A 25480-nucleotide genomic window follows, 5' to 3' on the forward strand; every position below is an offset into this window, starting at 1 on the left:
AAGACGATCGACGAAAATAACAGATCAGTTGCGGCCGCCCGGCTGCGCCAGGCAGTGGATCGAAGATGATCGAGGTGCGCTACGCGGACGACCGGCTGGCCGTCGTCAACAAGCCGGCGGGCCTGATGGTCCACGACAGCGCACTGGCGCGCGACGAACACGACTTCCTCGCCGACCGTCTGCGCGAGCAGTTCGGCCGTCCGTTGTTCCTGATCCATCGCCTCGATCGCGCCACCAGCGGCGGCCTGCTCGTCGCCTTCGATCGCGACACCGCATCGGCCCTCGGCACGCAGTGGATGGCGCGCAGCGTCGACAAGCACTACCTCGCGATCTGCCGCGGCTGGCCCGATGACATCGTGGTCGACCATCCGCTCGACGGCGGTCCCGGCAAGCCGGTGAAGAAACCCGCGGTCACGCGATTCACGCGCCTGGCGACGACCGAACTCGCACTGCCCTCATCGGGCTTTCCGACCTCGCGCTATGCAGTGCTCCGCGCCGAGCCGATGACCGGTCGCTTCCGCCAGATCCGCCGGCATCTCAAGCATCTGTCGCATCACCTGATCGGCGACACCAGCCACGGCGATGGCCGCCACAACCGCAATTTCCGCATGCTCGGCATCCACCGCATGCTGCTGCACGCCGAGCGCGTGGCCTTCGATCATCCGCAGACGGGCGAACGCCTCGTGGTCGAGACGCCGCCCGGCGACGAATTCGCCAAGGCGCTGCTGCTGTTCCCGGGCACCGCGACAGCCTGAGCGCCGCAGCGCCTGCAGGTCGGTGTCAGCCGCAGGCGCGCGCTCCTGGCGACGCCAGGTCCGTCGAGACGCCGGAACGCGTGTGCGAATCCGGTTCAGAAAAAGGCGTGAGTCCCGTCACGGAAACCTCATCGCCCGGACTCAAGAATCGCCGCCCCATCACTGAGCACCACCCTCATGACCCTTGTCGCAACCGCCGAACAGTACGACGCCCGCCGCGCGTCCTGGGGCAGCATCATCGGGGGCGTCGTCACCGTGCTCGCCGTGTCGATCCTCCTGTCGTTGCTCACCACCGCCCTCGGTTTCGGCGTCGCAGATCCGATGTCGTCCGATCCGCTCGATGGCGTCGGCGCGGCCTTCGGCATCGGCTCGGCCGTCACCCTGCTGCTTGCGCTGGCCGCCGGTGGTTTCGTGGCGGGCCGTCTGGCCGGTCGCAGCGGCATGGCCCACGGTTTCCTGGTGTGGGCGACCTCGCTGATCTTCGCGGCCGTGCTCGCCAGCATGGCCATCGGCGGCACCGCGCGTCTGGCCGGCAGTGCCATCGGCGGCGTGTTCTCGGCCGCCGGCAGCGTGGCCTCTGCCGCGGGTTCGGCAGCGGGCGGCGCGGCCAGTGGGCTGGGCAGCGTGGCGGAGCGCATCGGCCAGGAGCTCGAGATCGACACCGAACTCGATGGCGAGCGCATCGAGCAGAACGTCGCCGACGTGCTGCGCGACACCGGCGCCGAATCGCTGCAGCCCGAGTTCCTGCGTTCGCAGCTCGAAGGCGCGCGCGATGACGCCGGCCGTGCGGTCCGCCGTCTGGCCAGCAACCCGAACGAGTTCTCCGCGATCACCGACGAACTGACCGCTGCCCTGCGCAAGCGCGTCGATGCCGTGGGTCAGGACGTCGACCGCGACGCCGTCGTCAACGCGCTGGTCGAGAACACCGACATGACCCGTGCCGAGGCCGAGACCGAAGCCGACCGTCTGATCGCCCGTTTCGAAGAAGCGCGCCGTACCGCCAACGAGCGTCTGGCCGCGCTGGAGACCCGCGTCGAGGAAGCCCGTCAGCAGATGACCGAGTTCGAGGCCCAGGCCCGCGAGCAGGCCGACAAGGCCACCGATGCGATCGCCCGTTCGGCCCTGTGGGCATTCTTCGCCCTGCTGTTGGGTGCCGCCGCCAGCGCCGGTGCCGGCCTGCTGGGCAGCCGCACCCGCGTGCGTGACGAGACCGTCGTGCACACGCGTGCCACCCCGCCGCGCGTCTGATCCACCCGCGTCGCCACTGGCGACGCACCCGTGAGCCCGTCGGCCCCATCGTTCGCGGTGGGGCCGACGCATGTCCGCGGTCTACAATCGCCGCCGATGTCCACGCCGCCCGCCATTCCCGAAGACGAACTCGTCGAGCGTTTCGTGCGTGCGAGCGGCCCTGGTGGCCAGAACGTCAACAAGGTCTCGACCGCGGTCGAGCTGCGCTTCGACATCGCCGGCTCGCCCTCGTTGCCCGAACACGTCCGCACGCGGCTGCTGGCGCGACGCGACCGGCGGATCACCGAGGCCGGCGTGCTGGTCATCAACGCGCAACGCTTCCGCACCCAGGATCGCAACCGCGAGGACGCGCGCGAGCGTCTGGCGGCCTTCGTCGCCTTCGGTTACGAGGTGCCCAAGGCGCGCGTGGCGACCAGGCCCACGCGCGGATCGAAGGAACGACGGCTCGGCGCGAAACGCGAACGCAGTACCATCAAGCGCGGTCGCGCCACGCGCGACTGGGATTGACCCGCCACAGTTGGCCCGGCGCCGAGGACGCATGAGTACTTCGAAATATCCGTTCCTGATTCCCGTTCCACCACGCGCGCCGCGTGTCCCGCCCAGCCGCCTCGCGCGCTGGATCGGGCGCAGCATCCTGCGTGTCGGTGGCTGGCGCATCATCGGCGAATTGCCCGATGTCTCGCGCCTGGTGCTGATCGGCGCGCCGCACTCGTCCAACTGGGACGGCATCTGGGGCTTTGCCGCCAAGGCGGCGCTGGGGCTCGACATCCGCGTGCTCGGCAAGGATTCGCTGTTCCGCATCCCGGTGCTCGGCTGGGCGCTGCGCGGGCTCGGCGTGATTCCCGTCGACCGCAGCCGCGCCTCGCGCGTGATCGAGCAGGCCGCCGCCGCGATCCACGGCAAGGAGGCCTTCTGGTACGGCCTCGCGCCGGAAGGCACGCGCAAGCGCGTCGAGCGCTGGAAGACCGGTTTCTGGAAGATCGCCAAGGCCGCCAACGTGCCGATCCAGACGATGTACTTCCATTACCCCGACAAGGTCATCGGCTTCGGTCCGATGATCCAGCCCAGTGACGATCCCGACGCCGACATGGCGATGATCCGCAACTGGTACGCGCCCTTCATGGGTAAGAACCGCGGCACCGTCTGATCGATCACCGGCACAGGGATTGCGCCACATGAAACATCGAATGCTGCTGATCGGCGGCGTTGCTGTCCTGCTGGCGGGCGGCGTCGGCTATCTGGCCGGTCGCGGCGGGCCGTCGACGTTGGATCAGGCACCCGGCGACCTGTCCCGATCTGCGGACGACGCCAGGGTCGCATCGCCAGCGCGCGCAGCCCGCGATGCAGCGCGCACCCACGTGGTCGACAACACCGCACCGCTGCCGGACATCGACACGCCGCTGGCCCAGATCCACGACACGCTGGTGCGTCGCGCCGCTGCAGGTGAAGCGCGCGCCGCCTGCCGACTGGCAGCGGAGCACGAGCGATGCGAGATGAGCCGCTCGAACGTGCGCGCACTTGTCGTACAGCTCGACCAGTACGAGGCCTGGGTCGCCAACAACGCCGCCCGCCTGCCGGAAGATCGCCGCAAGAGCGTGGCCGAACGGCGTGAGCAGCTTGATCGCGAGCGCGCTGCGCAGCAGGACATCGTGACGCAGTGCGATGCGGCCACGCCGCTGTCGCCCGAGGCCCGTGCACGCTACTGGCGCCAGGCCGCGCTGGCCGGCCATGTGCCGTCCATGCGCCATTACGCGATCGGCAACGGCTTCCGTTGGCAGGACCTGATGGACGCCGTGCCCGCCCTGCAGATCTATCGCCGCGAAGCCGAGAGCATCGCCCGCCGCGCGGCCATGCACGGCGACGCGGCCAGCATGTATGCACTGGCGATGGCGTACGCCGATCTCGACGGTGGAAGGTGGCGCCCGTTCCTCGCACAGACGATCACGCCCGATCTCGCCGAGGCGCTGGCCTGGTTCACCGCCCTGTCGCGGCACCCTGCCATCACCGCGTTGCCCGATCGCCACCCGACCGCAACGAACGTGGCGCGACAGCTCGCCACGCTGCAGGCCGCGGCGACGCCGTCGGAGACCGCGCGGGCAGCCCGCCTGAGCGCAGCGATCTCGATACCGGCCGCGCAGGACGCGCCGATGGTGTCGATCCGTCCGGATGGCGGTATCCACGACATCGGCCGCGAAGCCTGCGACGAGACCGGTTTCGTTGATTCCGCATCCTCCCGCACCAAAAGCTGAACCGGCCAACCAACGGCACATACCGAACGTCCTGCGACAGGCGCACGCTGCGCGGCTGGCGGGCCGCGCCCAGTGCGGCCGACGCCATCCCTGCGTTGTCTTTCCGGAGTTCCCTCCTATGTTGCGTACGTTGCTCCTGTCTTCCGCGATCGCGCTGGCCTTGTCCGCCTGCGGCGACCGCACCCCTGCCGAGCCCACGATGCCTGCCACCGATACCGCCGCCACCGCCGCGCCCACCGAGAACGCCCTGTTCACCGCCAGCGCGCTGCCGTTCCAGGCCCCGCCCTTCGACAAGCTGAAAGACGCCGACTACCAGCCGGCCATCGAAGAAGGCATGAAGCAGCATCTGGCGGAGATCCGCACGATCGCCGACAACCCCGAAGCGCCCACTTTCGAGAACACCATCGAAGCCATGGAGCGCAGCGGCGAACTGCTGACCCGTTCGGCCAACGTCTTCTTCATGCTCACCGGCGCGAACACCAACGAGACCCTGCAGGCCGCCGAGGAAGCGCTGGCGCCCAAGCTCGCCGAACACAGCGACGCCATCCATCTCGACCCGGCGCTGTTCGCGCGCGTCAAGACCATCTACGACCAGCGCGACACGCTCGGCCTCACCCCTGAGCAGAAGACCGTCGTCGAACACACCCACGACGGCTTCGTCCGCGCCGGCGCCCTGCTCAACGATGCCGACAAGGCCGAGCTGCGCAAGCTCAACGCCGAGTCGTCCACGCTGTCCACCGCGTTCGGCAACAAGCTGCTGGCCGCGAGCAATGCCGGCGGCGTGTTCGTCACCGACGTCGCCGAACTCGACGGCCTCGACGAAGGCGCGATCGCCGCCGCCGCCGATGCCGCCAAGGCCGCCGGCCAGGACGGCCAGTGGCTGCTCACGCTGCAGAACACCACGCAGCAACCGGTACTCGCCTCGCTGAAGAACCGCGCCCTGCGCGAACGCGTGCTCGCCGCATCCACCGGCCGCGCCGAGAAGGGCGACGCCAACGACACCCGCGCCACCATCCAGCGCCTCGCCGAACTGCGCGCGCGCCAGGCGCAGCTGCTCGGCTTCCCGAACTACGCCGCCTACAGCATCGCCGACCAGATGGCGAAGACGCCGGAAGCCGCGATGAAGCTGCTCACCGACACCGTGCCCGCCGCCACCGCGCGCGCGCGCGCCGAGCTCGCCAAGATCCAGGGCGTGGTCGATGCACAGAACGGCGGCTTCACCGCCGGCGCCGCCGACTGGGACTTCTACGCCGAGCAGGTCCGCAAGGCCGAGTTCGATCTCGACGAATCGCAGATCAAGCCCTACTTCGAGCTCGACCGCGTGCTCAACGACGGCGTGTTCTTCGCCGCCAACCAGCTCTACGGCATCACCGCCAAGGAGCGGAAGGACATTCCCGTCTACCACCCCGACGTGCGCGTGTTCGACATCTTCGACGCCGACGGCAAGCAGCTCGCCCTGTTCTATCTCGATCCCTTCAAGCGCGACAGCAAGCAGGGCGGCGCTTGGATGGGCAACTTCGTCGAGCAGAACGGCCTGACCGGCACCATTCCCGTCGTCTACAACGTCGAGAACTTCACCAAGCCCGCCGCCGGCCAGCCCGCGCTGCTGAGCTTCGATGACGTGACTACCCTGTTCCACGAGTTCGGCCACGCCCTGCACGGCTTCTTCTCCAACACCAAGTACCCGTCTGTCGCCGGCACCAACACCCCGCGCGACTTCGTCGAGTTCCCCTCGCAGTTCAACGAACACTGGGCACTCGACCCCAAGGTCTTCGCCAACTACGCCAAGCACTACCAGACCGGCGAAGCCATGCCGCAGGAACTGGTCGACAAGATCGTCACCGCGCGCACCTTCAACCAGGGCTACGCCACCACCGAGTACCTCTCGGCCGCCCTGCTCGATCTCGCCTGGCATACGCTGCCCGCCGGCGAAGCCAAGCAGGACGTCGATGCCTTCGAGACGCAGGCACTGACGAAGTACAAGGTCGACCTCGCCGCCGTGCCCCCGCGCTACCGCACGAGTTACTTCAGTCACATCTGGGGCGGTGGTTACGCGGCCGGTTACTACGCCTACTTCGGCGCCGAAGTCCTCGACCACGACGCCTTCCAGTGGTTCCGCGAGAACGGCGGCCTGACCCGCGAGAACGGCCAGATCTTCCGCGACAAGATTCTGTCGATCGGCCACTCGCAGGATCTCGCCGTGGCGTATCGCGAGTTCCGCGGAAAGGAGCCGAGCGTGGAGCCGCTGCTGGAGCATCGTGGGTTGAAGTGAAACGCGATGCGTGCCTGCGTGGACTGAGTTGAAGCATCCAGAAAGGCGGCCCCGGGGCCGCCTTTCTCCTGTGCGCGTAAATCGATCTCTGCGTTATGCGGCGAAAACGCTTGATAATGCGCTGGATAGCGGGATGCCGCATAACGCGGCATTCGCTTTCGTAGGGCGACAGGCAGGAACGGCGCAAGCGACCGATCCTGTATGAAATTTTGCTGCGTGGCAGGAGACACGCCGACGCGCCATACTCGGGTGCAACACCCAGCATCCGGGGTTGAGCACTAATTAGGCGGCAGGGGTGAGCAACATGGCACGTCGAGCTTTGCTGATAAGCGGATCAGTCCTGTGTGGGCTCTGCGCTCTCTACTGCTTTCTGTGGATCTTCTCCGCCGCAAGTTTGGCTTCTGGCTTTTGTAGCAATGGCTTCTCGCTGTTCGCAGAGCACTTGCGCTGCCGTCAAGTCCACTTTGCAATGATTCTCACGGTCTTTTTCTTGTTGCTTTGTGTGTTTCTCGGCTGGTGGGCGGCGCGTGTAGGTCATCGGCCAGCCGCCTAACAATCCATTCAAGCCGAACCCGCTTCGCGGGTCGGCTCAATTCAGGCGTTAGGCCGCTATGCCAAGTGAAAGGTTGACCCGCATCCTGAAAGCCAAGAGTCCCTTCTCGCCTGATCGGATTGCGGCCATGACCGAGACGGAAGGCTGGGACTGGGTCTATGCGAACGCCGCTCCGCGTAAAGACAAGCTAATGCAGGTCTGCTTCACAGGGTTCTCGGCCTCCGAGAAGGCAGAGCTGATAGGCATGGCGCAGGAGCACATGCTTGCCGTAGCAACATCAGTGACAAAAGATCTCGCGTTTCTTTGCACGGGAGAGGCCGCCGGGCCTACAAAGCTTACAAAAGCAACGGCACAGGGGGTTAGGCTGCTTACCAGAGCCCAGTTCGAGAATCTTCTCGCAACAGGCGAGGTATCGGCCTAACAATTCATTCAAGCCGACGCCGCTTCGCGGCGCGGCTTTATTCAGGCGTTAGGCATTAGGGAACATCTATGCGCTTTCGAATGGTTATCTCCGTACTGCTTCTTGTGTTGTTCGTCAGCTCAGCGCAGGCAGACGTTTTCACCCCCTCGCATTCCTGCTCCAAGCCCTCTAAGCCTTACCAATTCGACTCGGATTGGGAGGTAAGACAGTTCCAAGACGACGTTGAGGACTACAAGCGGTGCATTAATGACTTTGTCGAGGAGCAAGAAGATGCAGTACGCAAGCACCAAGAGGCTTTGCGAGAAGCGATTGACGAGTGGAACAATTTTGTCAACTACGAGCTTAGATGAGCTGATGACTAATAATTCATTCAAGCCGATGCCCCGCCGCGACGCGGCTTAATTCCGGTGTTAGACCTCACGAAACCATGACGCCGCTCATATTCCAAGCAATGGCTGCCGTACTGCTGTTCCTCTTCGCAAATTGGATTGGGAAGAACTCCCTCCATCTCGGCTATGTTGAGCTTTCATTCAACCAGCCATTCAATGATTCGCCCGCGTTCAATCTCACCTATCGCGTTTTTGCGCCTGTTGCATACATCACGATTCTGGCCGCGCTCTTCTACTGGATTGGTCAAGACAAACTCGCGACTGACATCTACAGAGTCGTGGTCTTCTACTTTTTCTTCCGCTTCATCTTCAACGTTGCGACGGATCGCCTTCTAATTGTTAGCCACCTGCAATTCTTCTTCATCGCCGCGCTGTCAATCACGTGCTCCATAGCCGCTTACGACCTAGTAATTTCCAAAAGAGAATTCTTCTTCCCATCATCCAACGAACTCGGAAGCGCTCTTTGGCTTGGCGTTATTGCTTTCCTCTATCAAACCTTGAACAGCATCTCGACAGACGACTCTGCTCAGAATAAGCGCGTTAAACGTTATGTCCTTCAACAGTACAAGAAACTCAAACACCGTCATTGGCGCGCGGTCGACGAATTCGCCGGTGACTTAGACAAGGATCTAATATATTCAGTAATGATCTTTGAATCACTAAACAGGCCTCGACTGTATGCGCCTCTTGAGCTCGCAAAGGTTCGGCTTTTTGGCAAAGCAACCCTTGGACCGATGCAAGTTACGACCCAGCGACCTATCAATGACGCGGAATCAATTCAAAAAGGAATTGAGATCCTGAAGAAAAGCTATGAGATAAACTCCAGCGACCCCGAGAGCAGTCGCGAGAGCCTTCTTAGCAATGTACTTTATGACTACAACGGTTCGCCGTCGTACGCTTGGGAAGTGTTGAAAATACTGGATCTCATACAGGATAAGGGTGAGGTCTAACGATTCGTTCAACCCGCGACCGCTTCGCGGCCCCAACGAAAACGGGGTTAGGTTCACTTAAATTCTATGAAAGCGTTGCGCTGCTTAGATTGCGAAGGGATTAGCGCTACGTCACGCCCAAGGGTCCCATGAGAACAAGCGCCCTACATCGATGTTTTGCGGTGCTGGCCGCGGTGACTGTGGCAGGTGCAATTGCGTTCCTCGTCCCCTACATCGCGGGCGCATCGACGTTCGAAGGGAGCGCCGGGTACCTGTCGGCACTGCTCTTTCTGCCGGCCCTGGTGGTGGTTGCGCTTGCGATGCGGGCCTGGGGCAAGCGACTTGTCCCGAACACGTCGGCCTATCGCGCAACCCGGATCGCTTACGGTCTGCTGTCGATTCCGGCCGTCTTCGTCATTGGCACACTGTTGTTCTGACGCAGCCACCAGTCACAGGGTGAGAGTCACTTTTCCCAGCGCAGTTCATTCGGCCCGGTGTGGCGTCGACGCGTTGCGCCAATTCGTTGCCGGAATCCAGATCGATGCCCTGGTTGCCCATGTACCTCACAGAATCCGACGCCGCGCTGGTCATCGGCATGCTGTCGGAAGATTCCGAGATCGCCTGTCTCACAGCCGATGGCCCGGGTCGATGGCGTGCAGTCGAGGCGATCAGGTCCGACGCGACCGGCCGCATCGGTCTCTGGCATGTGCCCAGTGGTGCGTTACCGCTGCTGCCCGCCGTACATGGAGAGCTGATCGGACTGGTGCAGGACCCCTGGCGCGGGTGGACGGAAGCGAGAGCGGGGGCCGATCCCGGCACGCCGTACTTCGGTGCAGGGCATCCCGGCGTCATCTGGCTGAATCTTCACACCGGAGGACTGGATGCGGGCAGTTGCTGTGGACTGTCTTCATTCGAGTGGATCGGCAACACGTACCATGCGATCGGCAATCCGGCGGCCCCGGTCACGGAGAAATGGTGGAAATCATTACGCCGACGTGTCGCGAGGCTGGGTCGCAAGGTTCCAAGGCAGCGACTTTGTGGTCCATTGCCGCCCGAAGTGTTCGCGTTTCCAGGTGCCTATGCGCTGCTCGCTGCAGGGCGGGCGGCCGACACTAATCGTTTGATTTCTGTTCCGGGACCGCCCTGACCGGAGCCAGGAGCCCAACGCCATGGCATACGACATCCACATCACCCGACGCCGGTATTGGGCCGACGACGCGGGCCCCGACATCGCGCGATCCGAATGGTCGAGCCGCGTGGAATCAGACGCCGATCTGATCCCCGACCCGGACAACGGCGATGACGACTTCCTGTTCGTCGGTAATCCCGATAGGCCCTGGCCGTTGTTCTGGGACAGGGGCGAAGTCCGCATTCCATCCCCCGACGACGCGATGCTGGAGAAGGCGATCTCGATTGCATCCGCGCTGGGCGCGCGTGTACTGGGTGACGACGATGAACACTACCTTGGCTCAGGTCTGGCGCCTGTGCCCGCCGAGTAGTTGCCTGCCGTGCGTTCTGAAGGCGTCAGGGTGCCAGGCTCCGCCGGCTCTGCTTCACTCTGCTGTAGATTCATTTCGCGCAGGCACGACTGTATCCAGGGAGTAAACGATGCGAAGGATTCGCCCGGCGATTGTTCTGTTTCTGAGCGGTGCGGGCGTCGCGTTGTCGGCCGTACTCGTGCTGTACCCGCTTGCGGCGGACGCTTGGATGGAACGGCAGAAACGCCTCGCGCAGGACCGTGACATTGCCGCGGCCTCCGACTCCGAGCAAAGGGAAATTGTGAGAGCGCTGCTGGTCGACGAGAGAAACAGACCACCGCTGTGCGATCCCGATGGACGATGCCCGGAAGAGCCGATCTACTTCGATCGCAGCTCGGCAACGTTGTTCTCCTGGTCCGATGTCGATGTCGACGGGCGCAAGTATGAGTATCGCCACCTGCGCAACGGATCGGATCCGTTCGACCGAGGGGACCACTCGTTGCCGCTCGCGCTGATGCAACGCCTCGATGAACTGTCACAGATCCGGTTCGAGATGGCCGATCCTGGTGTGGCCGGTATCGGTTACGTCAGGGACTCGAACACGTTCGACGAGATCGGCAGCGAAACGAACTGCACACTGCAAAGAACGCCTCGGCTTATCAGGGTCAGTCGGGCGGCAGTGCATCAGTCGAATGACTCGGCGCTGATTCTCATCCAGCGAATCTACTGTGACGGGTCCGGGTCGCCTCGTGAGGCGCGCCTCAAGCGTGACGGTACGGGCTGGCACGTCGAAAGGTCCTGGTAGTGGGAACACTGGCTACCGAACAACGTCGACCGGGCAACGGCGGCAATCTCACGTGGTTCTTGCGTGGAACGGCATTCAGGCGATCAACGAGAATATCGGTGCCGCGGTCACCTGACGGGTGCACCAGAGCCTCTTCGGACAGTGCGGTCGATACTCGATCCAATGTGCAGAAAAAAGCAGTCATCAAGAGTGGAAAAGGAGTGTCACGTGACATCAACGAAGTACGCAGCATCACTCGCCATCGTGGCATTGCTAGCCGCATGTGCGCCGCCGGCGCAGGGGCCTGACCAGACGTCGACATCGCCGACTGCATCAAGCGAGCGCGCCCCGGCTGCGTTGGCAGAGATTTCCGAGGAGCGCGCGTTCACGTTGCTCACGGCTGCACTGAAGGCGCAGCAGGTCGATCTCGAATGTCTAAGCTTCATGACGGAAACGGATCTGCCTGCGGGCGCGAAAGCCGCTTCGTGGAAAATGAGTGCGCGCGAAAGCCACAACGAAGCTTGCGGCGGCGCCCCGGAGACGTCGCCCATGGCTAACTCGTATGAAGTGAGATCCAATGGGGAGGTTCTGGTCTATGACTTCTCCAATGGCGAGTACGTCGAAATCTGATCCGCGGCATGAGCGGCCGGCAGCGACTGAAAAAAGATTGACGTTGTCAGAGACAGTTTTGTTACGCATGCTCGCCGGCTGAGCCTGCCGACCGTGATCTGATTCGTTTCTCACAGGCTTGAAAAATTCGCGGCCGCATCTGGCGACTCATTCAAGCCGACGCCGCGTATTGGCGCGGCTTGATTCCCAAGTCAGGACCCGTCATGCGCATCGAATGCACCCGTCACGTTGATGCGAGCGAGCCGGACGCTGATGGCTTCTATGACTACCACTACGAGTACGACATCTACCGCTTCTCGGATGGCGCCGCCTGCTTTGTTGCACCGAGCTACACGGACACGTCGGATGAGGCTCACTTCTTAGGGGTCGAGGTGGATGGAGATTCCAGACGCCTGACAGACGCCGATCTCGCTGACCCGCTGTTCGACGCGGCTCGGTCTCATCTCCTCGGCGCCGGCAAGGTGCATCTCAACTGGCTCAGTGGTCGAGGAAACGGCTATGAGCCGATACCCTTGGACCCGCTGTCCAAGGGCTGACCATGTGTTCCAGGCGAGCGCAGCGAGAAGGACATTCCTGCGGCGAACCCCGATCGCGTTGCATTGGCGCAGTGCGCGTTGCGCGTGTTATGGCAGCGCAGTACGGTCCACTTTCGCTTTGCGAATCGGCTTGATACCAACGCTTGGCCGCACTGGAGGTTTCGATGGAACCGATGGACTGGCTGCTTCTGCTGCCGCTCGCAATATTTTCGGTCATCAACGTGTTCGCAACGATTGCGGTTGTTCGCGTACCGGGCGTATCCAGAGCCCACCGGGCGTTCCAACTTGCATTCATCTGGCTTGTCCCGATTCTCGGATCAGTGGTCTGCCTGTCATCGATCTCTCATAGAACGCTTGGCTTCTCCACAGCGGTATCGTCAGACGCGAGTGCATCGGTCGGTCACAATGGCGCAAGCTGCGGGAGCGGTGGCGTCAGTTGCGGTGATAGTGGTGGAAGCGACGGCGGCGCAAGCGGTTGCTAGGTGGCTGCCCGGCCAGACAGGTACGGGTTCACTTGACCTCATGAGGACGGAAGCAATGAAGCGATCGGGATCTGCAGTGGGTGTTGCCTTGTTCCTGGCGTCGATGGGAGTTGTCGCATCGGAAGATGTTCCAACGAGATGGTCGCCGCTGGAGAGTTCGATGGAGGCGTTGCTCAACGAGGGTTGGCGCATCACGTCGAGCGGTATCGTGCGTGCCAACTATCAGTCGGACAGCCGGAACCGATTCACTTTCACGCTCGAGAAGTCGTCGAAGTTCGTGATCTGCATCTTGGATGACCCGGCCCCGAACGATGCCGTGTCGGCATGCAGGGCACTCAACTGATTGCATGGAGCAGCACCGGGCTTACCTGGTTTCGTCGGACTTTGCCGGAGTTCCGAGGCGGCCTGCCCAGGAAGCTCTGAGCGTTTCTTTCAACGCCCGGCAGCCGGCATGACCGCGCTGCCGCTTCTCTGAAACAGGCCTGTCCGTTCGCGGGGCAGTCCGCCGTCCGGGCCGGATGACTGCGTGAGGTCGATGCCGCGTCACGGCTTGCCTCGACTCGGCCCTTGGACTGCACCAGGCCTGCATCACGTCTGCCTGCGAATGCAGAAGACGCATTCGCTTAGACTTCCGGCACTGAAGCGAATGGTCCGGACACCTTGAGAATCACGCCCACACCGATCACGGCTGCGCTTGCAGGCATCGTCGCAGGCACCGCGATGTCGGTCTTCTGGTTGCGACTGGCGGACGACACCATGCTGATGGTCGTCGCCTTCCTGCTGGCCGTTGCCCTGCCGGCACATGCGTTCGTCGTGGGCTTCGGGCCGAATCAGGCGGTGGGTCGAGGCGCTGTCGACAAGGCCTTCCTCACGCGTGGCGTGGTCTGGCTGCTCTCGGCTGCCCTTGCGATCGGGGTGACGCAGGCGCTCCGGTAACGGGCTCGGGTTTGCTGTGCGGGTTCGTCGCTGATTCACGACGCCGGCGCATCGGGGTTGGAGACGCCGAGCAACACCTCAAAGAACTTGTCGCACTCGGACTCGGGTGTGGATCTCTTACGCCGCAATTGCATTGGGCTCGCAACGCCGAGCCCAATCAACAGCCGCTTTTCCGCCACAATGCAGGTCCGCTCCGGGCAGGCTTAGAGTGTGACGAGAACACTGAAATGGCTGTGCCTTGCACTGCTCACTGCGGCGACCGTGGCATGTCCGCTGGCCACAGCGCAGGCGCCCATAGCGTTTACGCCTAGCACTGGATTCGCGGGTGAGAGCACAGGCCGCGGCAAACTGAAATTCGTCTTTCGTAAACCGCGCGCGTTTCACGTCATCAGTCACGGCATCGAACAGGGCGATGGGACGTTCCGTCTGGATCAGACCATCACCTTCGCCGGCGAGCCGCCGCAGTCGCGCTTCTGGGTCATGACACGCACCGCGGCGCATCGCTACGCGGCAACGCTCAGCGACGCTGCAGGGCCAGTCGAGGCGACGGTCTCGGGGCCGCGCCTGTCGCTGCGCTATCGGGTCAAGGGCCCGGTGTTCATGCATCAGGAACTGGTGCTGTCAGCGGACGGGCGCACTATCGACAACGTGGGCGTGGTCAGACTGCTCGGCATTCCGATCGGCCGTCTCCAAGAGACGATTACGCGCAAGGTGCCCGCGTCCGCTTCTGACGACCCGGTTGATCCGGGCCGGTAACGGCTTCAGTCGCTGCACCGTTTGCGTCATTGCACACTCGCCGCTTCCCTGACATTTCCAGGCGACCGCCATGCCCCGTTTCGTCGTTCTGCTCCGTGGCGTCAATGTCGGCAAGGGCAACCGCGTGCCGATGGCGGCGTTCAAGCAACTGCTCGAATCCCTGGGCTGCACGCAGGCGCGGACGTTGCTCAACAGCGGTAATGCGGTGGTCACCGCGCCGGTGCGCTCGACGTCGAAGTTCGCGCAGACCATCGCCGACGCGTTGTCCGCGCAGCTGGGTGTGTCGACGCCGGTCATCGTCAAGTCGGCAGCGGAGTTGGACCGCATCGCCAGCGAGAGCCCGATGGCGCCAGCCGAGTCAGAGCATTCGCGGTGTCTGGTGATCTTCGCGCAGGCACCGGGCGCGCTGCGGATGCTGGCCGATCTGCAGCCGCTGGCGGTGTTGCCGGAGCGGCTGGTCGTGACCGGCGACGCCGGCTATCTGGAATGTCCGGCCGGGTTGCTGGAGAGCAAGGTCGCGCCTGCGTTGTTGGGCAAGGCAGGTCGTGCACTGACGACCCGCAACTGGGCGACGGTGCTCAAACTGCGTGCGTTGCTCGATGCAGTGTGATGCAGCTTGGGTGACTGCGGGGCGCGAGTGAACGCTCGAGCATGCGGTGCGCCTCAAAGATGATTGAGGATCATGTTGCCCGTCAAGAACGCGAGGAAGCTGACGGTGACGTACGACATCACGAACGAGAGCACCCAGTCCTGACGCAGCTGCAGACGCAGCGCTTCGGTCGCAGGCAGTGCGCGTGACTGCATGCGCTTGCGATCGATCTCCAGCAGCGGCATCGCGATCCCGAGTCCGATCGCCATCGGTGCGTACACCACCACCAGCGTGGCGAGGCTGGAGAACGAACTGCGCCCGAAGCTGAAACGGGCGAGGAAGGCGTTCAACGCTTCCTGATGCCCGAAGGGTGCGTATGCGGCGAGCAGCGATGCCATTGCGAGTGCGTAGAGCGCAACGTAAAGCGCGATCTGCAAGCGCGTCTTGCGGACCCGCGGCACCGGCGGGCTGGGCGCGACGCCCATGACCGGTATGTGGTCGCCGACCTGCAGCTCGCCGGACGCCAGCTTGCGACTGATGGCCCAGTAATGCCGGTACACAGCACGATGCACGATCGGCAGCCCGACGACGCTCAGCAGCCCGGTCAGCATCGTGTTGAGGATGGCCTCGGCCGACAGCGTCGCTGTGGTGTAGACATTGATCGCGTACACAAGAACGATCCACACGAGCAGCAACACGAAGATCAGGCCCATGCAGAGTGCGTAGATGCCGAGCAGACGGGTGAGCTTCATGGACGTCACGCGGCGCCGGGACCGAAGCTGCGGGCGTGTATCGGCATCGGACATCAGTCGATTGCGAACCGCACCGGCACCCGTACCACGGCGATACCCGCGGGCCTGGACGCGCCGTCACGATTGAACCGCCACTTGCGCGCGGCCTCGGTGGCGGACTGGTCGAAGGCCGCCTGTCCGCTGCTCGTCTGCACGAGCGTGGCCGCAGCGGCGCCGTTGCCGTCCACCAGGATGCTCAGGATGACGCGGCCCTCGACGCCGGCGTGGGACATCACCGGTGGGTAGCGTGGGGGATTGTTCCGGCGGGAGACTTCGTCGATCGACACTGCCGACGTGTCGCGATCGCGTGCGCCAGGTCCATCGCAGACGGCATCGGGCCTGGCCGAGATCAGCAGCGTGAATCCGTAGGACGTCGCGCCCCGGGTGCTGGTCTGCTGGATCTCCCCGGGCGTCGCGGTCGCGCTGCAGTGCGAGGTCGCCACCACCACCAGCGCCCGTTGCTGCATGGCCGCGATGTCCTGCGTGGGGGCGCTGCCGACCGCGCGACAGCCCTTGCTGTCCTGCTTCAGTGTGAGCGCGTGCATGCGGACATCGGTGAGTGACGCCGTGGACGGCAGCACGCGGCATCCGTCACGTTCGATCACGGGAACGGGCTGCGAGGCACAGCCCACAAGCCACAGCAACGCGAAGCAAGCCCCCAGTCGACGCATCGCGAGTTCCTCCAGCTGATCGCCCGATGTGGGCTGCCGAAGCGTAACCGTCCCGCGGGCGGATGGGATGGCGCAACGGTGCCAACCGGCAACTTGCACCGTCGGCGTTCCTCACGCGCCAGCGTGCTGGCTGACCGTTCGCAGCGAACCCTCGCGATGGGGCGTTGGCGGCACGGAGGCCGCAGGCCGGGACGTCGCTCTCCACCTGCGCATCGTGTCAGGGCCACATCAGACGCTCGCGGGCCGTGCGGCGTCGGTACGCGGTGTCTGGCGCACAATGCACGCCTCTGAATCGATCTGGATGTGTGATGGAACTCGAAGCGCTTCTCATCGCGGCCCTGCGCGAAGCCGGCTACGGCCCGGACGCCATCGGCTCGGCGATGCCGCGGATCATCCGCATCATGCAGGCGGAGGACGTGCGCATCGAAATGGGCCGCAGCCTGTCGCGCAAGGAGCGCGAGTACGTGCGTCTGCAGCTCGAGCTGGGTCTCAACGTGTCGGAAGTCGTGGCGGGTCTGAAGAAGTGACCAGCGTTCCTGCGGAAGGGCAGCCTGCACTGCAGACGATGATCGGCACCTGTCATTGCAGGGCAGTCGAGTTCGAGATCGATCTGATCGACGGCTTCGAGAACATCCGCCGCTGCAACTGCTCCATCTGCAGCCGCAAGGGCGCGGTGATGGCCGGTGTGACGCTCGACCGCCTGCGCGTGACCCGTGGCGCCGATGTGCTCAGCCTGTACCAGTGGAACACCAGGCTTGCGAAGCACTGGTTCTGCAGCGTCTGCGGCATCTACACGCACCACCAGCGCCGCAGCGCGCCGAACGAGTACGGCTTCAATCTGGCGTGCATCGAGGGAGTCGACATGACCGCCATTGGCGAGATCGGGCGCAGCAATGGCGCCGCGCAGTCCGTCGTGGTGGACGGCGGGATCCCGCAGAACCCACCGCGCTGACCGCAGTCCGCGACCGCGGGAGGGCAGGTCCGATCCGCCGGTCCGACCGCCTGCTAGCATCGCCCCGCCGTCGCCATTCCGGTGACGCAGCACGCAAGGGGATTGCAATGCGCAATTGGGGAATCGGCGCCGGACTGGCGCTGGCGATGGCAGCGTCGGGGATGGTCGCAGCCAACGACGGTCAGACGCGGGAAGTGCAGTCGCAGGACGGCACGTTCACTGGCGAAATCGTCGGCACGGCGCCCGAGGGCAGCAAGTTCGCGGCGCTGGAAATCGGCATGAGCATGCAGGACGTACAGGAGCTGATGGACCGCGCGCCCGACCGCTTCCATACCTACGAATCGGGCAAGCGCTGGATTCCGTTCTACTTCGGCAACGACGCCACGCGCCTGCAGGCGCTGTTCCGCGAAGAAGGCTGTCTGATCTTCACCGGCGGCAACGTCTGGGGCGGTGGTGGCAGTGAACTGATCCAGATCGAGATCGATCCGACCGGCGCCTGCTACCAGCCCTGACGGCTCACGCCGACGCTGCCCCGGTCGCGTCGGCGTCTCCCGGGCGTCTTCACCACTGCCAGTGCAGCCGCGTCGTACGCTCCGCGCGTCGAGCCACGAGCCGCGTCCATGTCGCAGGAAACCGCACCCCGCCGCCGCACCGGTGCCTATGTCGCGATCGCGGCAATCGTCGCTGCCGTAGGCGGTGCCTTCGCCTGGACCGCCGGCTGGCTGACGCCGGACCGGCTCACCGCCACGCGCATGACCGATGCCATCGAGGCGACGTCGACGACGCCGTATCCCGGCTTCCGTCGTGCGCATGCAAAGGGCGTCTGCGTCGTCGGCCATTTCGATGGCAACCCGGACGGCGCGGCACTCAGCCGGGCCAGCGTGTTTTCCCGGACCGGTACGCCGGTGCTCGGCCGGATGTCGATCGGCGGCGGTTCGCCCTACGGTCTCGATGCACAGGCACGCGTGCGCAGCATGGCGCTGGTGCTGAAGGGTGCCGACGGCAGCGAGTGGCGCATGGCGATGAACAGCTTTCCGTTCTTCGGCGCAGCGTCGATCGAGACCTTTGCGGAACAGACGCGCGCGTCGGCGCCGGATCCGGCGACCGGCAAGCCCGATCCCGAACGCATGGCCGCCTTCGCCGCGCAGCATCCCGAAGCGCAGCGCTTCGCCGCGTGGGCGAAGTCCGCGCCGTGGTCCGACAGCTTCGCCAACACGCAGTACAACGGCATCCACGCCTACCGCTTCACCGGCGAGGGCGGTGAGCGCCTGGTGCGCTGGTCGATGCGTCCGCAGGCGGCGTTCGTCGATATGACCGCGGCGCAGCGCGAGGCGGCGGAAGGCAATTATCTGCAGGAAGAACTGCGTGAGCGGCTCGCGAATGGGCCGCTCCGCTGGGACATGGTCGCGACACTTGCTGCCGATGGCGACGACGCCAGCGATCCGAGCACGCCATGGCCCGAGGATCGCGAACAGGTCGTCGTCGGCACCGTCGTGCTGACCGACGCGCAGGACCAGGCGACCGGTGCGTGCCGCGATCTGAACTTCGATCCAACCATCATCCCGACCGGCGTCGCGCTGTCGGACGATCCGATCCTCGCCGCACGCGCGGCCGTGTACGCGCAGTCCTTCGATCGTCGCGAGCGCGAGGTCGCACGCGGCGCCGATGTCGATGGCACACCACCGCCGGAGGCCGCCCGATGAGCGCCCCGACCGATCGCCACGACGCATTCGCCCGCGTGCTGCACTGGAGCATGGCGGTATTGATTTTGGCGATGCTGTTCGTCGGCGTGGCCATGGTGTCGTCGATGACGCTGCGCCCCTCGCTGCTCATGCTGCACCGGCCGATCGGCATCGCGCTGCTGGTGCTGGTGATCGTGCGCATGATCCATCGGCTGCGGCGTCGCACACCCGAGTTGCCGCGTGACCTGCCGCGCTGGCAACGCGCTGCTGCGCACGCGTCGCATGTCGCGCTGTACGCGCTGATGTTCGCGATGCCGCTGATCGGCTGGGCGATGGTGTCGTCAGCCGGCAATCCGGTCGTGGTGTGGGGTGATCTGCATCTGCCTGCGATCGCGCCGCACGATCCCGCTCTCTACAGCGTGTTGCGCGCCGCGCATACGTGGCTGGCGCGTGCGTTGCTCGCGGTGATCCTGCTGCATCTCGCCGCCGCGCTGTATCACGCGTGGGTGCGTCGCGATGGTGTCTACCGCACGATGGCGCCGGTGCCGCTGGGTCCGCGTCCGCACGACGATCGTGTTGCCACGCGCACGGAGATCGACGCGCCTTGAGCCACCTGCGACACCCGCTTCGCTAGGCTGGCTTCCTTCGACAGGAGTCCAGCCATGGCGAAGACCGCCCGTCCCCGACACAGCACGCCGGCCGACACCTCGGTCGCGGTCGATGCCTTCATGGCAACGCTCGACCACCCGCACGCCGACGCCGTGCAACGCCTGCGCGCGCTGGTGCTCGGCGTTCATCCGACGATCGCCGAGGGTGTGAAGTGGAACGCGCCGAGCTGGCGCACGACCGAGTACTTCGCGACGACACATCTGCGTGCGAAAACCGGCATCGGTCTGGTCCTGCACAGGGGGGCGAACGCCCGCACGCTGCCTGGTGGCGGACTCGCGATCGAGGATCCCGACGGTCTGCTGCGCTGGCCATCGCCCGACCGCGCACTGCTGACGTTCGCCGGTCACGCGGATGTCGAAGCGCGCGCCGATGCGGTGCAGAGCCTGCTGCGGCAGTGGATTGCGCACGTCTGATGCCTGCAGTGCGATCGCACAGATGCGGACGCCCCGACATGTGGGGCGTCCGGTCATGCAGCCTGCAGCGTTCTCAGTTGAACTTGAACTTCGCGCCCACCGTGAAGTAGCGGCCGATCGCACCGCTGAAATCCATCGGGTTGTAGTTGATCGCGCCATAGGTCAGCGGATCGAGCGGCGCGATGCGGTCGGTCACGTTGTTGACCGAGCCGAACACTTCCCACGACTCGGTCGGCATCCAGCGCGCCGACAGATCGACCGTGTAGAACGAGGCCAGCTTGCAGCCGCGGGGTGCGTCGTCTCCGTTGGCAAATCCGTTGGCGCAGTCGTCGCCCTCCTCGGCGATGTTGAGGATGCTGTCGCGCCAGTTGACGACGCTGCTGATCGAGAAAGCATCCATCTCCCAGGTCGCGCCGAAGTTCGCCTTGTTCTTGGGTGTGCCGATGCAGTTGGTCACATCGCAGTTGCCGTGGGTGCCAGCGAACTCGTGAAGCGTGCCGTCGACGTCTTCGCGCTCGAACGAACTGATGTGGGTGAGCTGCAGGTCCAGCCGCAGGTTGCCCGCACCCAGATCGAACCGCTGCTCCATGTCGACGTCGAAGCCTTCGACGGTGGTCGACGACGCGTTCTCGTAGCCCACCAGCACCGCGAGGATCGAGCCGCTGCCGGGCGTGCCGGGAATCTCGTTGGTGCCGCGCACGACGTTGTCGCCGCCCGCTGCGATCGCCGCATCGGCGCTGCCACCGAAGATCTCGTCGGTACGCTTGATGCGGAACGCATCCACCGCGAGCGAGCCGCCGGTCCACGGCGACAGCACGATGCCGAGCGTGGTGCTCTTCGACTCCTCGGGGCTCAGATCCGGATTGGGCGAGGTGATCAGCGCGATCGGGCCGGCGTCGCAGTCCTGCGGTTCGTTGCCCGGTGCGGCGCAGCGCACGGGATCGACCGCAGTGCTGAAGGCCGCCAGGCCACCGGTGCCGGACTCGGCCGGGTTCGGTGCGCGGAAGCCCTCGGCGTAGGTGCCGCGGAGTGCGATCCAGTCGGTCGGCGACCATTTCACGCCGACCTTGGGCGTCGTCGAGGTATCGCCGCCGTCGTACTTGTCGACGCGCAGCGCGCCGGTCAGCTCGAGGCTCTCGAGCACCGGCGCCTGCAGTTCGACGTACGCGCTGGCGACCTTCTCCACACCGCCGTAGGCCGAATAGCCCAGGCCGATGATGTCGCCCTGGTCGGTGAAGGTCTGCGGCGTGAGCAGCACCGACTGGCGGCGGTATTCCGCGCCGACGGCGAGGCCGAGTGCACCGCCGGCCAGATCCATCAACGGACGCGTCGCCTTGGCATCGAAGACATCCAGCCGCGTGCGGCCGCTCGCGGTGATGCGCGGCGAGATGTAGTCGTACAGCGCCTGCGAGTTCTGGCCGCCGTTGTCGCCGATGCGCCAGTAGCCGACCGGGCTGTTGGGATCCTCCAGCGCAGTCTTGACGTGGCTGTACTGCAGGAAGCCGGTGCGCTCGTTGGTCAAGTCGGTGCCCGAGTGCAGATAGCCGACGTCGTAATCCCAGGCGCCGAACGACCCCTTGAAGCCGAACAGCAGGCGCACGAAACGGCTGTCGTTGTAGGTCACGCGCGGGCCGACGTCGAACGCGGTGTAGCGCAGGCGGTTCGCGGTGCCGGGATACGGATTGTCGGGATGGCCGGGGCCGAGCACGGTCGCGCCCGGACCCGGATCGCTGGCATTGACCGGTCCGCCGGGGAAGCCCCATGCACCGGACACGCCCGAGGGTGTGTTCTGGAAGATCGTCTTCTTGTTGGCGCCGCTGAGTTCCATGTACAGCTCGCCGGTGTCGCCGACGGCGAATGCGGCGCGCGAGAAGAAGTTCACGTACTCCTCTTCGGGCGACAGGTCGCGGAACTGCGCGACATCCCACAGGCAGCCGCCCGCCGGATCCTGCGGGGTCACGTCCGAGAGGCCCGCGCAGCCGGGCAGCGATTCGAACCGGCCGGTGATGGGGTTCTGTACCGCGCCGCTCGGGCCGCCGCCCGCGCCGGTGCCGCCACCGGTGATGCGGCCCGGCAGGTTGGTGCCGATGGCATAGCCGTAGGGCCGCAGGTCACCGGTGCCGATCCACTTGCGATCACGCCGGTCGCGCACGCGGATCGCATCGGTCTTGGCCGCCTCGATGCTGAAGAACGCGTTGTAGCCGTCCTCGCTCATGCTGCCGGTACCGGCGGTCAGCGAGGCCTTGGGCTGGTCACCGCCGCCGTCGCCCGACCAGCCGTAGGACACGGTGGCGATGGCGCCTTCGAAATCGTTGCGCAGGATCACATTGACGACGCCGGCGATCGCGTCGGAGCCGTAGATCGACGAGGCGCCGTCCTTGAGCACCTCGATCCGCGCGACGGCATCGAGCGGAATCGTGCTGAGGTCGGTGAACACCTTCTGCCCGTCATCGGCGAGTCCGAACGGCGCCATGCGCCGCCCGTTGAGCAGCACCAGCGTGGAGCCGGCCCCGAGCCCGCGCAGCGAGATCGCCGAACCGCCGCCGGCAAAGCCGTTGCCGAAACTCTTGGGTACCGACCCGGCGCCGTCGACCGACAGGCTCTGGAGATATTCGCCAACCGTGGTCTTGCCGGTCCGGTCGATCTGTTCGCGGGAAATCACCTGCACCGGCGAAGCGGTTTCGGTATCGGTACGGGGAATGTTGGAACCGGTGACCGTGATGCGGTCGAGATTCGTGGGCGTTTCGTTGGCGCTCTGCGCATTGGCCACCACCGGCAGGGCGAGGGCCCACAGGGCGGCGGGAAGGGCAAGGCTGAGCCGGGTACGACGTACCCGGAAACGACTGGAAATCGCATTCATCTGGACATCCTCGAACGTGGTTTTGCGTGGATGAGAAGTGCTGGATCGATCCACGTCCGATGTCGAGCGATTCGGCGCCAGTTAATATTTGGTTAACGTCTGGGCCGTGTGACGAAATGCTATTAAGCGGATTTACCTGCCTGAATATTCAACGGATATTTAGCGGATCGGCCTATTCATAATGTCGGAAGAGATTATTTGCGTATTCACGCTGCGCAGGCGCACAGGTTTCAGCGGGTCTGGTCCTCCCCTGCAAACCCGCAGGGCCAACAAGGCGACGCGCCTGGATGGGTTGTCTGTTGTCAGAAGGGTTCGACGCGCCGATTCCCGTGACAGTCGGGGGTGATGTCGGTCGGAGCGCGTCTTGACCGTATCCGCCGATCTGGCGCCCAGCCACAGCGTCCATCGACGCCCGGCCCCGGCGCGGGCCATCCGGAGCGCCTTGATTCCCCGTCATCCAGACCAATATCGAGCGCTCGCACCACATCCACACGGACGCCGCACGCAATGACCGCAACCGCCGAAACCCGCAAGTTCGAAGCTGAAGTCGCCCAGGTCCTGCACCTGGTCACGCACTCGCTGTACTCGCACAAGGAGATTTTCCTGCGCGAGCTGATCTCCAACGCCTCGGATGCCTGCGACAAGCTGCGCTTCGAATCGATCGCCAATCCGGACCTTCTGGCGGGCGACGGCGAGCTGCACATCGATGTCAGCTGGGACAAGGCGGCGCGCACGGTGACGATCCGTGACACCGGCATCGGCATGAACCGCGACGACGTGGTCGCCAACATCGGCACCATCGCCAGCTCCGGCACGCGCCGCTTCCTCGAAGCGATGAGCGGTGAGCAGAAGGCCGATGCACGCCTGATCGGCCAGTTCGGTGTCGGTTTCTACTCGGCCTTCGTAGTCGCCGATCGCGTGACCGTGCTGACCCGCCACGCGGGTGCAGCGCCCGAGGCCGGTGTGAAGTGGGAAAGCGACGGCCGCGGCGAGTACTCGCTCGAAGACGTCACCCTGCCCGAGCGCGGCACCACCGTCGTACTGCATCTCAAGGCCGACGAGGACGAGTTCCTCGACGGCTGGAAGCTGCGCTCGCTGGTGCAGAAGTATTCCGACCACGTCGCGTTCCCGATCCGCATGCCCAAGGACGCGCCGTCGCCGGCCGAGGGTGAGGACGAAAAGAAGGCCGACGCCGCGCCCGAGTGGGAAACCGCCAACGACGCATCCGCGCTGTGGACCCGGCCGAAGTCCGAGATCACCGACGCGGAATACCAGGGCTTTTACAAGGCGCTCGGCCACGACTTCAACGACGCGGCCGCATGGACCCACAACCGCGTCGAAGGCAGCCAGAGCTTCACCACGCTGCTGTATCTACCGTCGCAGCCGCCGTTCGATCTGATGATGGGCGGGCGCGACGAGCGCAAGGGTTTGAAGCTCTACATCAAGCGCGTGTTCGTCATGGACGCCGCCGAAGAACTGCTGCCGAACTATCTGCGCTTCGTGCGCGGCGTCGTCGATGCCGACGATCTGCCGCTCAATGTCAGCCGCGAACTGCTGCAGCACAACCGCCAGCTCGACCGCATCAAGGGCGCGTGCGTGAAGCGCGTGCTCGATCTGATCGAGAAGCTCGCGCGCGACGAGCCCGAAAAGTTCACCGCGTTCTACAAGGCCTTCGGCAACACGCTGAAAGAAGGCATCGTCGAAGACGCGGGCAACCGCGAGCGCATCGCCAAGCTGCTGCGCTTCGCGTCGACGAAGGGCGAGGGCGCATCGCAGACCGTGTCGCTCGACGACTACGTCGGCCGCATGCCGGTCGGCCAGGACACCATCTGGTACATCACCGCCGATGGCCACAAGGCCGCCTCCGGCAGCCCGCAGCTCGAAGCCTTCCGCGCGAAGGACATCGAAGTGCTGCTGATGTTCGACCGCATCGACGAATGGATGCTCGGCAGCCTGCACGAGTACGCCGGCAAGTCGATGAAGAACGTCGCCAAGGGTGAACTGCCGCTCGACGAGGCCGACAAGGCGAAGCAGGCCGAAGCCGCGACGGCCGCCGCACCGCTGGTCGAACGCATCAAGGGCCTGCTCGGCGACCGCGTCGGCGACGTGCGCGTGTCCGCGCGTCTGACCGATTCGCCGTCCTGCCTCGCACTCGCCGACTACGAAATGGCCCCGCACCTCGCCCGTCTGCTGCGCGAAGCCGGCCAGGACGTGCCCGAGAGCAAGCCCACGCTCGAGATCAACCCGCAGCACGCGTTGCTGCAGCGGATCGAAAGCGAAGCGGATGATGCGAAGGCGACGGATCTTTCGACGCTGTTGCTGGAGCAGGCCGAGATTGCCGCCGGCGCACCGCTGCCGGATCCGGCGGCCTTCGTGCAGCGGATGAACCGGGTGCTGCTGGGCGGCTGATCGCCGGTGATCCGATGCGCCCATTC

General features: G+C 64.9%; 28 protein-coding genes. 25 read left to right on the forward strand and 3 right to left on the reverse strand.

Annotated features, from left to right (window positions below; translation table 11 throughout):
* The first annotated feature begins 65 nt into the window (after positions 1-65).
* The 18 genes from AC3A4E_RS01200 (at position 66) to AC3A4E_RS01285 (ending at position 15028) form a co-directional block, all read left to right on the forward strand.
* Complete coding sequence (locus AC3A4E_RS01200) at positions 66-755, forward strand: pseudouridine synthase (RefSeq protein ID WP_487629755.1); 690 nt, start codon at positions 66-68, stop codon at positions 753-755.
* Positions 756-932: 177 nt separating this feature from the next.
* Positions 933-2003: a TIGR04086 family membrane protein gene (locus AC3A4E_RS01205; protein ID WP_487629756.1), complete on the forward strand. Its 1071-nt coding sequence runs from the start codon at positions 933-935 to the stop codon at positions 2001-2003.
* A gap of 96 nt (positions 2004-2099) precedes the next feature.
* Complete coding sequence (arfB, locus tag AC3A4E_RS01210; protein WP_487629757.1) at positions 2100-2510, forward strand: alternative ribosome rescue aminoacyl-tRNA hydrolase ArfB; 411 nt, start codon at positions 2100-2102, stop codon at positions 2508-2510.
* 31 nt (positions 2511-2541) lie between these two features.
* Complete coding sequence (locus tag AC3A4E_RS01215; protein ID WP_487629758.1) at positions 2542-3150, forward strand: lysophospholipid acyltransferase family protein; 609 nt, start codon at positions 2542-2544, stop codon at positions 3148-3150.
* Positions 3151-3178: 28 nt separating this feature from the next.
* Complete coding sequence (locus AC3A4E_RS01220) at positions 3179-4252, forward strand: hypothetical protein (RefSeq protein ID WP_487629759.1); 1074 nt, start codon at positions 3179-3181, stop codon at positions 4250-4252.
* A gap of 118 nt (positions 4253-4370) precedes the next feature.
* On the forward strand, positions 4371-6524 hold the full coding sequence (gene dcp / locus AC3A4E_RS01225) for a peptidyl-dipeptidase Dcp (RefSeq protein ID WP_487629760.1): 2154 nt from the start codon (positions 4371-4373) through the stop codon (positions 6522-6524).
* Between the two features lie 680 nt (positions 6525-7204).
* Positions 7205-7498 (forward strand): BRCT domain-containing protein, encoded by a 294-nt coding sequence (locus AC3A4E_RS01230; RefSeq protein WP_487629761.1) that lies wholly within the window; start codon positions 7205-7207, stop codon positions 7496-7498.
* Positions 7499-7949: 451 nt separating this feature from the next.
* Positions 7950-8837, forward strand: a complete 888-nt coding sequence (locus tag AC3A4E_RS01235) for a hypothetical protein (RefSeq protein WP_487629762.1) — start codon at positions 7950-7952, stop codon at positions 8835-8837.
* A 161-nt stretch (positions 8838-8998) separates the two neighbouring features.
* Positions 8999-9253, forward strand: coding sequence for a hypothetical protein (locus tag AC3A4E_RS01240; protein WP_487629763.1), 255 nt, complete (start codon positions 8999-9001; stop codon positions 9251-9253).
* A 119-nt stretch (positions 9254-9372) separates the two neighbouring features.
* Entirely contained in the window at positions 9373-9963 is a 591-nt protein-coding gene (locus AC3A4E_RS01245) for a hypothetical protein (RefSeq protein ID WP_487629764.1), read from the forward strand.
* Positions 9964-9985: 22 nt separating this feature from the next.
* A complete protein-coding gene (locus AC3A4E_RS01250) occupies positions 9986-10315 on the forward strand; it encodes a hypothetical protein (RefSeq protein WP_487629765.1) in 330 nt (109 codons plus the stop codon).
* A gap of 109 nt (positions 10316-10424) precedes the next feature.
* Positions 10425-11099 carry a hypothetical protein gene (locus AC3A4E_RS01255; RefSeq protein WP_487629766.1) on the forward strand — a complete coding sequence of 225 codons (675 nt, stop codon included), beginning with the start codon at positions 10425-10427 and terminating at the stop codon, positions 11097-11099.
* 207 nt (positions 11100-11306) lie between these two features.
* The gene (locus AC3A4E_RS01260; protein WP_487629767.1) at positions 11307-11708 is read left to right on the forward strand and encodes a hypothetical protein; all 402 of its coding nucleotides are present in this window, start codon (positions 11307-11309) and stop codon (positions 11706-11708) included.
* A 203-nt stretch (positions 11709-11911) separates the two neighbouring features.
* The gene (locus AC3A4E_RS01265) at positions 11912-12244 is read left to right on the forward strand and encodes a hypothetical protein (RefSeq protein ID WP_487629768.1); all 333 of its coding nucleotides are present in this window, start codon (positions 11912-11914) and stop codon (positions 12242-12244) included.
* Positions 12245-12781: 537 nt separating this feature from the next.
* Complete coding sequence (locus AC3A4E_RS01270; protein WP_487629769.1) at positions 12782-13069, forward strand: hypothetical protein; 288 nt, start codon at positions 12782-12784, stop codon at positions 13067-13069.
* Between the two features lie 317 nt (positions 13070-13386).
* Complete coding sequence (locus AC3A4E_RS01275; protein WP_487629770.1) at positions 13387-13662, forward strand: hypothetical protein; 276 nt, start codon at positions 13387-13389, stop codon at positions 13660-13662.
* 210 nt (positions 13663-13872) lie between these two features.
* Positions 13873-14418 carry a DUF3833 family protein gene (locus AC3A4E_RS01280; protein WP_487629771.1) on the forward strand — a complete coding sequence of 182 codons (546 nt, stop codon included), beginning with the start codon at positions 13873-13875 and terminating at the stop codon, positions 14416-14418.
* Positions 14419-14488: 70 nt separating this feature from the next.
* Entirely contained in the window at positions 14489-15028 is a 540-nt protein-coding gene (locus tag AC3A4E_RS01285; RefSeq protein WP_487629772.1) for a DUF1697 domain-containing protein, read from the forward strand.
* Positions 15029-15081: 53 nt separating this feature from the next.
* Here AC3A4E_RS01285 and AC3A4E_RS01290 read toward each other — a convergent pair whose 3' ends face one another.
* Together AC3A4E_RS01290 and AC3A4E_RS01295 are read right to left on the reverse strand one after the other, a co-directional pair.
* Complete coding sequence (locus AC3A4E_RS01290; RefSeq protein ID WP_487629773.1) at positions 15082-15759, reverse strand: hypothetical protein; 678 nt, start codon at positions 15757-15759, stop codon at positions 15082-15084.
* A 53-nt stretch (positions 15760-15812) separates the two neighbouring features.
* Entirely contained in the window at positions 15813-16343 is a 531-nt protein-coding gene (locus AC3A4E_RS01295; protein ID WP_487629774.1) for an energy transducer TonB, read from the reverse strand.
* A gap of 434 nt (positions 16344-16777) precedes the next feature.
* Between AC3A4E_RS01295 and AC3A4E_RS01300 the strand changes: the two genes are divergently transcribed.
* From AC3A4E_RS01300 to AC3A4E_RS01325, 6 genes are all read left to right on the forward strand, one after another.
* The gene (locus AC3A4E_RS01300) at positions 16778-16996 is read left to right on the forward strand and encodes a polyprenyl synthetase (protein WP_310147598.1); all 219 of its coding nucleotides are present in this window, start codon (positions 16778-16780) and stop codon (positions 16994-16996) included.
* A gap of 38 nt (positions 16997-17034) precedes the next feature.
* Complete coding sequence (locus tag AC3A4E_RS01305; protein WP_487629775.1) at positions 17035-17421, forward strand: GFA family protein; 387 nt, start codon at positions 17035-17037, stop codon at positions 17419-17421.
* A 107-nt stretch (positions 17422-17528) separates the two neighbouring features.
* Positions 17529-17933: a hypothetical protein gene (locus tag AC3A4E_RS01310; protein WP_487629776.1), complete on the forward strand. Its 405-nt coding sequence runs from the start codon at positions 17529-17531 to the stop codon at positions 17931-17933.
* Between the two features lie 108 nt (positions 17934-18041).
* Positions 18042-19124: a catalase family peroxidase gene (locus AC3A4E_RS01315; RefSeq protein ID WP_487629777.1), complete on the forward strand. Its 1083-nt coding sequence runs from the start codon at positions 18042-18044 to the stop codon at positions 19122-19124.
* A complete protein-coding gene (locus AC3A4E_RS01320) occupies positions 19121-19711 on the forward strand; it encodes a cytochrome b (protein ID WP_487629778.1) in 591 nt (196 codons plus the stop codon). The genes AC3A4E_RS01315 and AC3A4E_RS01320 overlap by 4 nt, the downstream gene beginning before the upstream one ends.
* 54 nt (positions 19712-19765) lie before the next feature.
* On the forward strand, positions 19766-20185 hold the full coding sequence (locus tag AC3A4E_RS01325) for a DUF1801 domain-containing protein (RefSeq protein WP_487629779.1): 420 nt from the start codon (positions 19766-19768) through the stop codon (positions 20183-20185).
* A gap of 73 nt (positions 20186-20258) precedes the next feature.
* Here the strand turns inward: AC3A4E_RS01325 and AC3A4E_RS01330 are convergent, their stop codons facing one another.
* Entirely contained in the window at positions 20259-23045 is a 2787-nt protein-coding gene (locus AC3A4E_RS01330; protein WP_487629780.1) for a TonB-dependent receptor, read from the reverse strand.
* A gap of 507 nt (positions 23046-23552) precedes the next feature.
* Here AC3A4E_RS01330 and htpG point away from each other — a divergent pair.
* Positions 23553-25454, forward strand: a complete 1902-nt coding sequence (htpG, locus tag AC3A4E_RS01335) for a molecular chaperone HtpG (RefSeq protein ID WP_487629781.1) — start codon at positions 23553-23555, stop codon at positions 25452-25454.
* The last annotated feature ends 26 nt before the right edge of the window (positions 25455-25480 follow it).

The sequence above is a fragment of the Luteimonas sp. Soil_N_1 genome, from assembly GCF_057656255.1.

Excerpts from the sequence above, each read along its gene's own strand:
- AC3A4E_RS01200 (WP_487629755.1), top strand. The coding sequence starts at position 66 with ATGATCGAGGTGCGCTACGCGGACGACCGGCTGGCCGTCGTCAACAAG.
- AC3A4E_RS01205 (WP_487629756.1), top strand. The coding sequence starts at position 933 with ATGACCCTTGTCGCAACCGCCGAACAGTACGACGCCCGCCGCGCGTCC.
- arfB (WP_487629757.1), top strand. The coding sequence starts at position 2,100 with ATGTCCACGCCGCCCGCCATTCCCGAAGACGAACTCGTCGAGCGTTTC.
- AC3A4E_RS01215 (WP_487629758.1), top strand. The coding sequence starts at position 2,542 with ATGAGTACTTCGAAATATCCGTTCCTGATTCCCGTTCCACCACGCGCG.
- AC3A4E_RS01220 (WP_487629759.1), top strand. The coding sequence starts at position 3,179 with ATGAAACATCGAATGCTGCTGATCGGCGGCGTTGCTGTCCTGCTGGCG.
- dcp (WP_487629760.1), top strand. The coding sequence starts at position 4,371 with ATGTTGCGTACGTTGCTCCTGTCTTCCGCGATCGCGCTGGCCTTGTCC.
- AC3A4E_RS01230 (WP_487629761.1), top strand. The coding sequence starts at position 7,205 with ATGACCGAGACGGAAGGCTGGGACTGGGTCTATGCGAACGCCGCTCCG.
- AC3A4E_RS01235 (WP_487629762.1), top strand. The coding sequence starts at position 7,950 with ATGGCTGCCGTACTGCTGTTCCTCTTCGCAAATTGGATTGGGAAGAAC.
- AC3A4E_RS01245 (WP_487629764.1), top strand. The coding sequence starts at position 9,373 with ATGTACCTCACAGAATCCGACGCCGCGCTGGTCATCGGCATGCTGTCG.
- AC3A4E_RS01250 (WP_487629765.1), top strand. The coding sequence starts at position 9,986 with ATGGCATACGACATCCACATCACCCGACGCCGGTATTGGGCCGACGAC.
- AC3A4E_RS01255 (WP_487629766.1), top strand. The coding sequence starts at position 10,425 with ATGCGAAGGATTCGCCCGGCGATTGTTCTGTTTCTGAGCGGTGCGGGC.
- AC3A4E_RS01265 (WP_487629768.1), top strand. The coding sequence starts at position 11,912 with ATGCGCATCGAATGCACCCGTCACGTTGATGCGAGCGAGCCGGACGCT.
- AC3A4E_RS01270 (WP_487629769.1), top strand. The coding sequence starts at position 12,782 with ATGAAGCGATCGGGATCTGCAGTGGGTGTTGCCTTGTTCCTGGCGTCG.
- AC3A4E_RS01285 (WP_487629772.1), top strand. The coding sequence starts at position 14,489 with ATGCCCCGTTTCGTCGTTCTGCTCCGTGGCGTCAATGTCGGCAAGGGC.
- AC3A4E_RS01290 (WP_487629773.1), bottom strand. The coding sequence starts at position 15,759 with ATGAAGCTCACCCGTCTGCTCGGCATCTACGCACTCTGCATGGGCCTG.
- AC3A4E_RS01295 (WP_487629774.1), bottom strand. The coding sequence starts at position 16,343 with ATGCACGCGCTCACACTGAAGCAGGACAGCAAGGGCTGTCGCGCGGTC.
- AC3A4E_RS01300 (WP_310147598.1), top strand. The coding sequence starts at position 16,778 with ATGGAACTCGAAGCGCTTCTCATCGCGGCCCTGCGCGAAGCCGGCTAC.
- AC3A4E_RS01305 (WP_487629775.1), top strand. The coding sequence starts at position 17,035 with ATGATCGGCACCTGTCATTGCAGGGCAGTCGAGTTCGAGATCGATCTG.
- AC3A4E_RS01310 (WP_487629776.1), top strand. The coding sequence starts at position 17,529 with ATGCGCAATTGGGGAATCGGCGCCGGACTGGCGCTGGCGATGGCAGCG.
- AC3A4E_RS01315 (WP_487629777.1), top strand. The coding sequence starts at position 18,042 with ATGTCGCAGGAAACCGCACCCCGCCGCCGCACCGGTGCCTATGTCGCG.
- AC3A4E_RS01320 (WP_487629778.1), top strand. The coding sequence starts at position 19,121 with ATGAGCGCCCCGACCGATCGCCACGACGCATTCGCCCGCGTGCTGCAC.
- AC3A4E_RS01325 (WP_487629779.1), top strand. The coding sequence starts at position 19,766 with ATGGCGAAGACCGCCCGTCCCCGACACAGCACGCCGGCCGACACCTCG.
- AC3A4E_RS01330 (WP_487629780.1), bottom strand. The coding sequence starts at position 23,045 with ATGAATGCGATTTCCAGTCGTTTCCGGGTACGTCGTACCCGGCTCAGC.
- htpG (WP_487629781.1), top strand. The coding sequence starts at position 23,553 with ATGACCGCAACCGCCGAAACCCGCAAGTTCGAAGCTGAAGTCGCCCAG.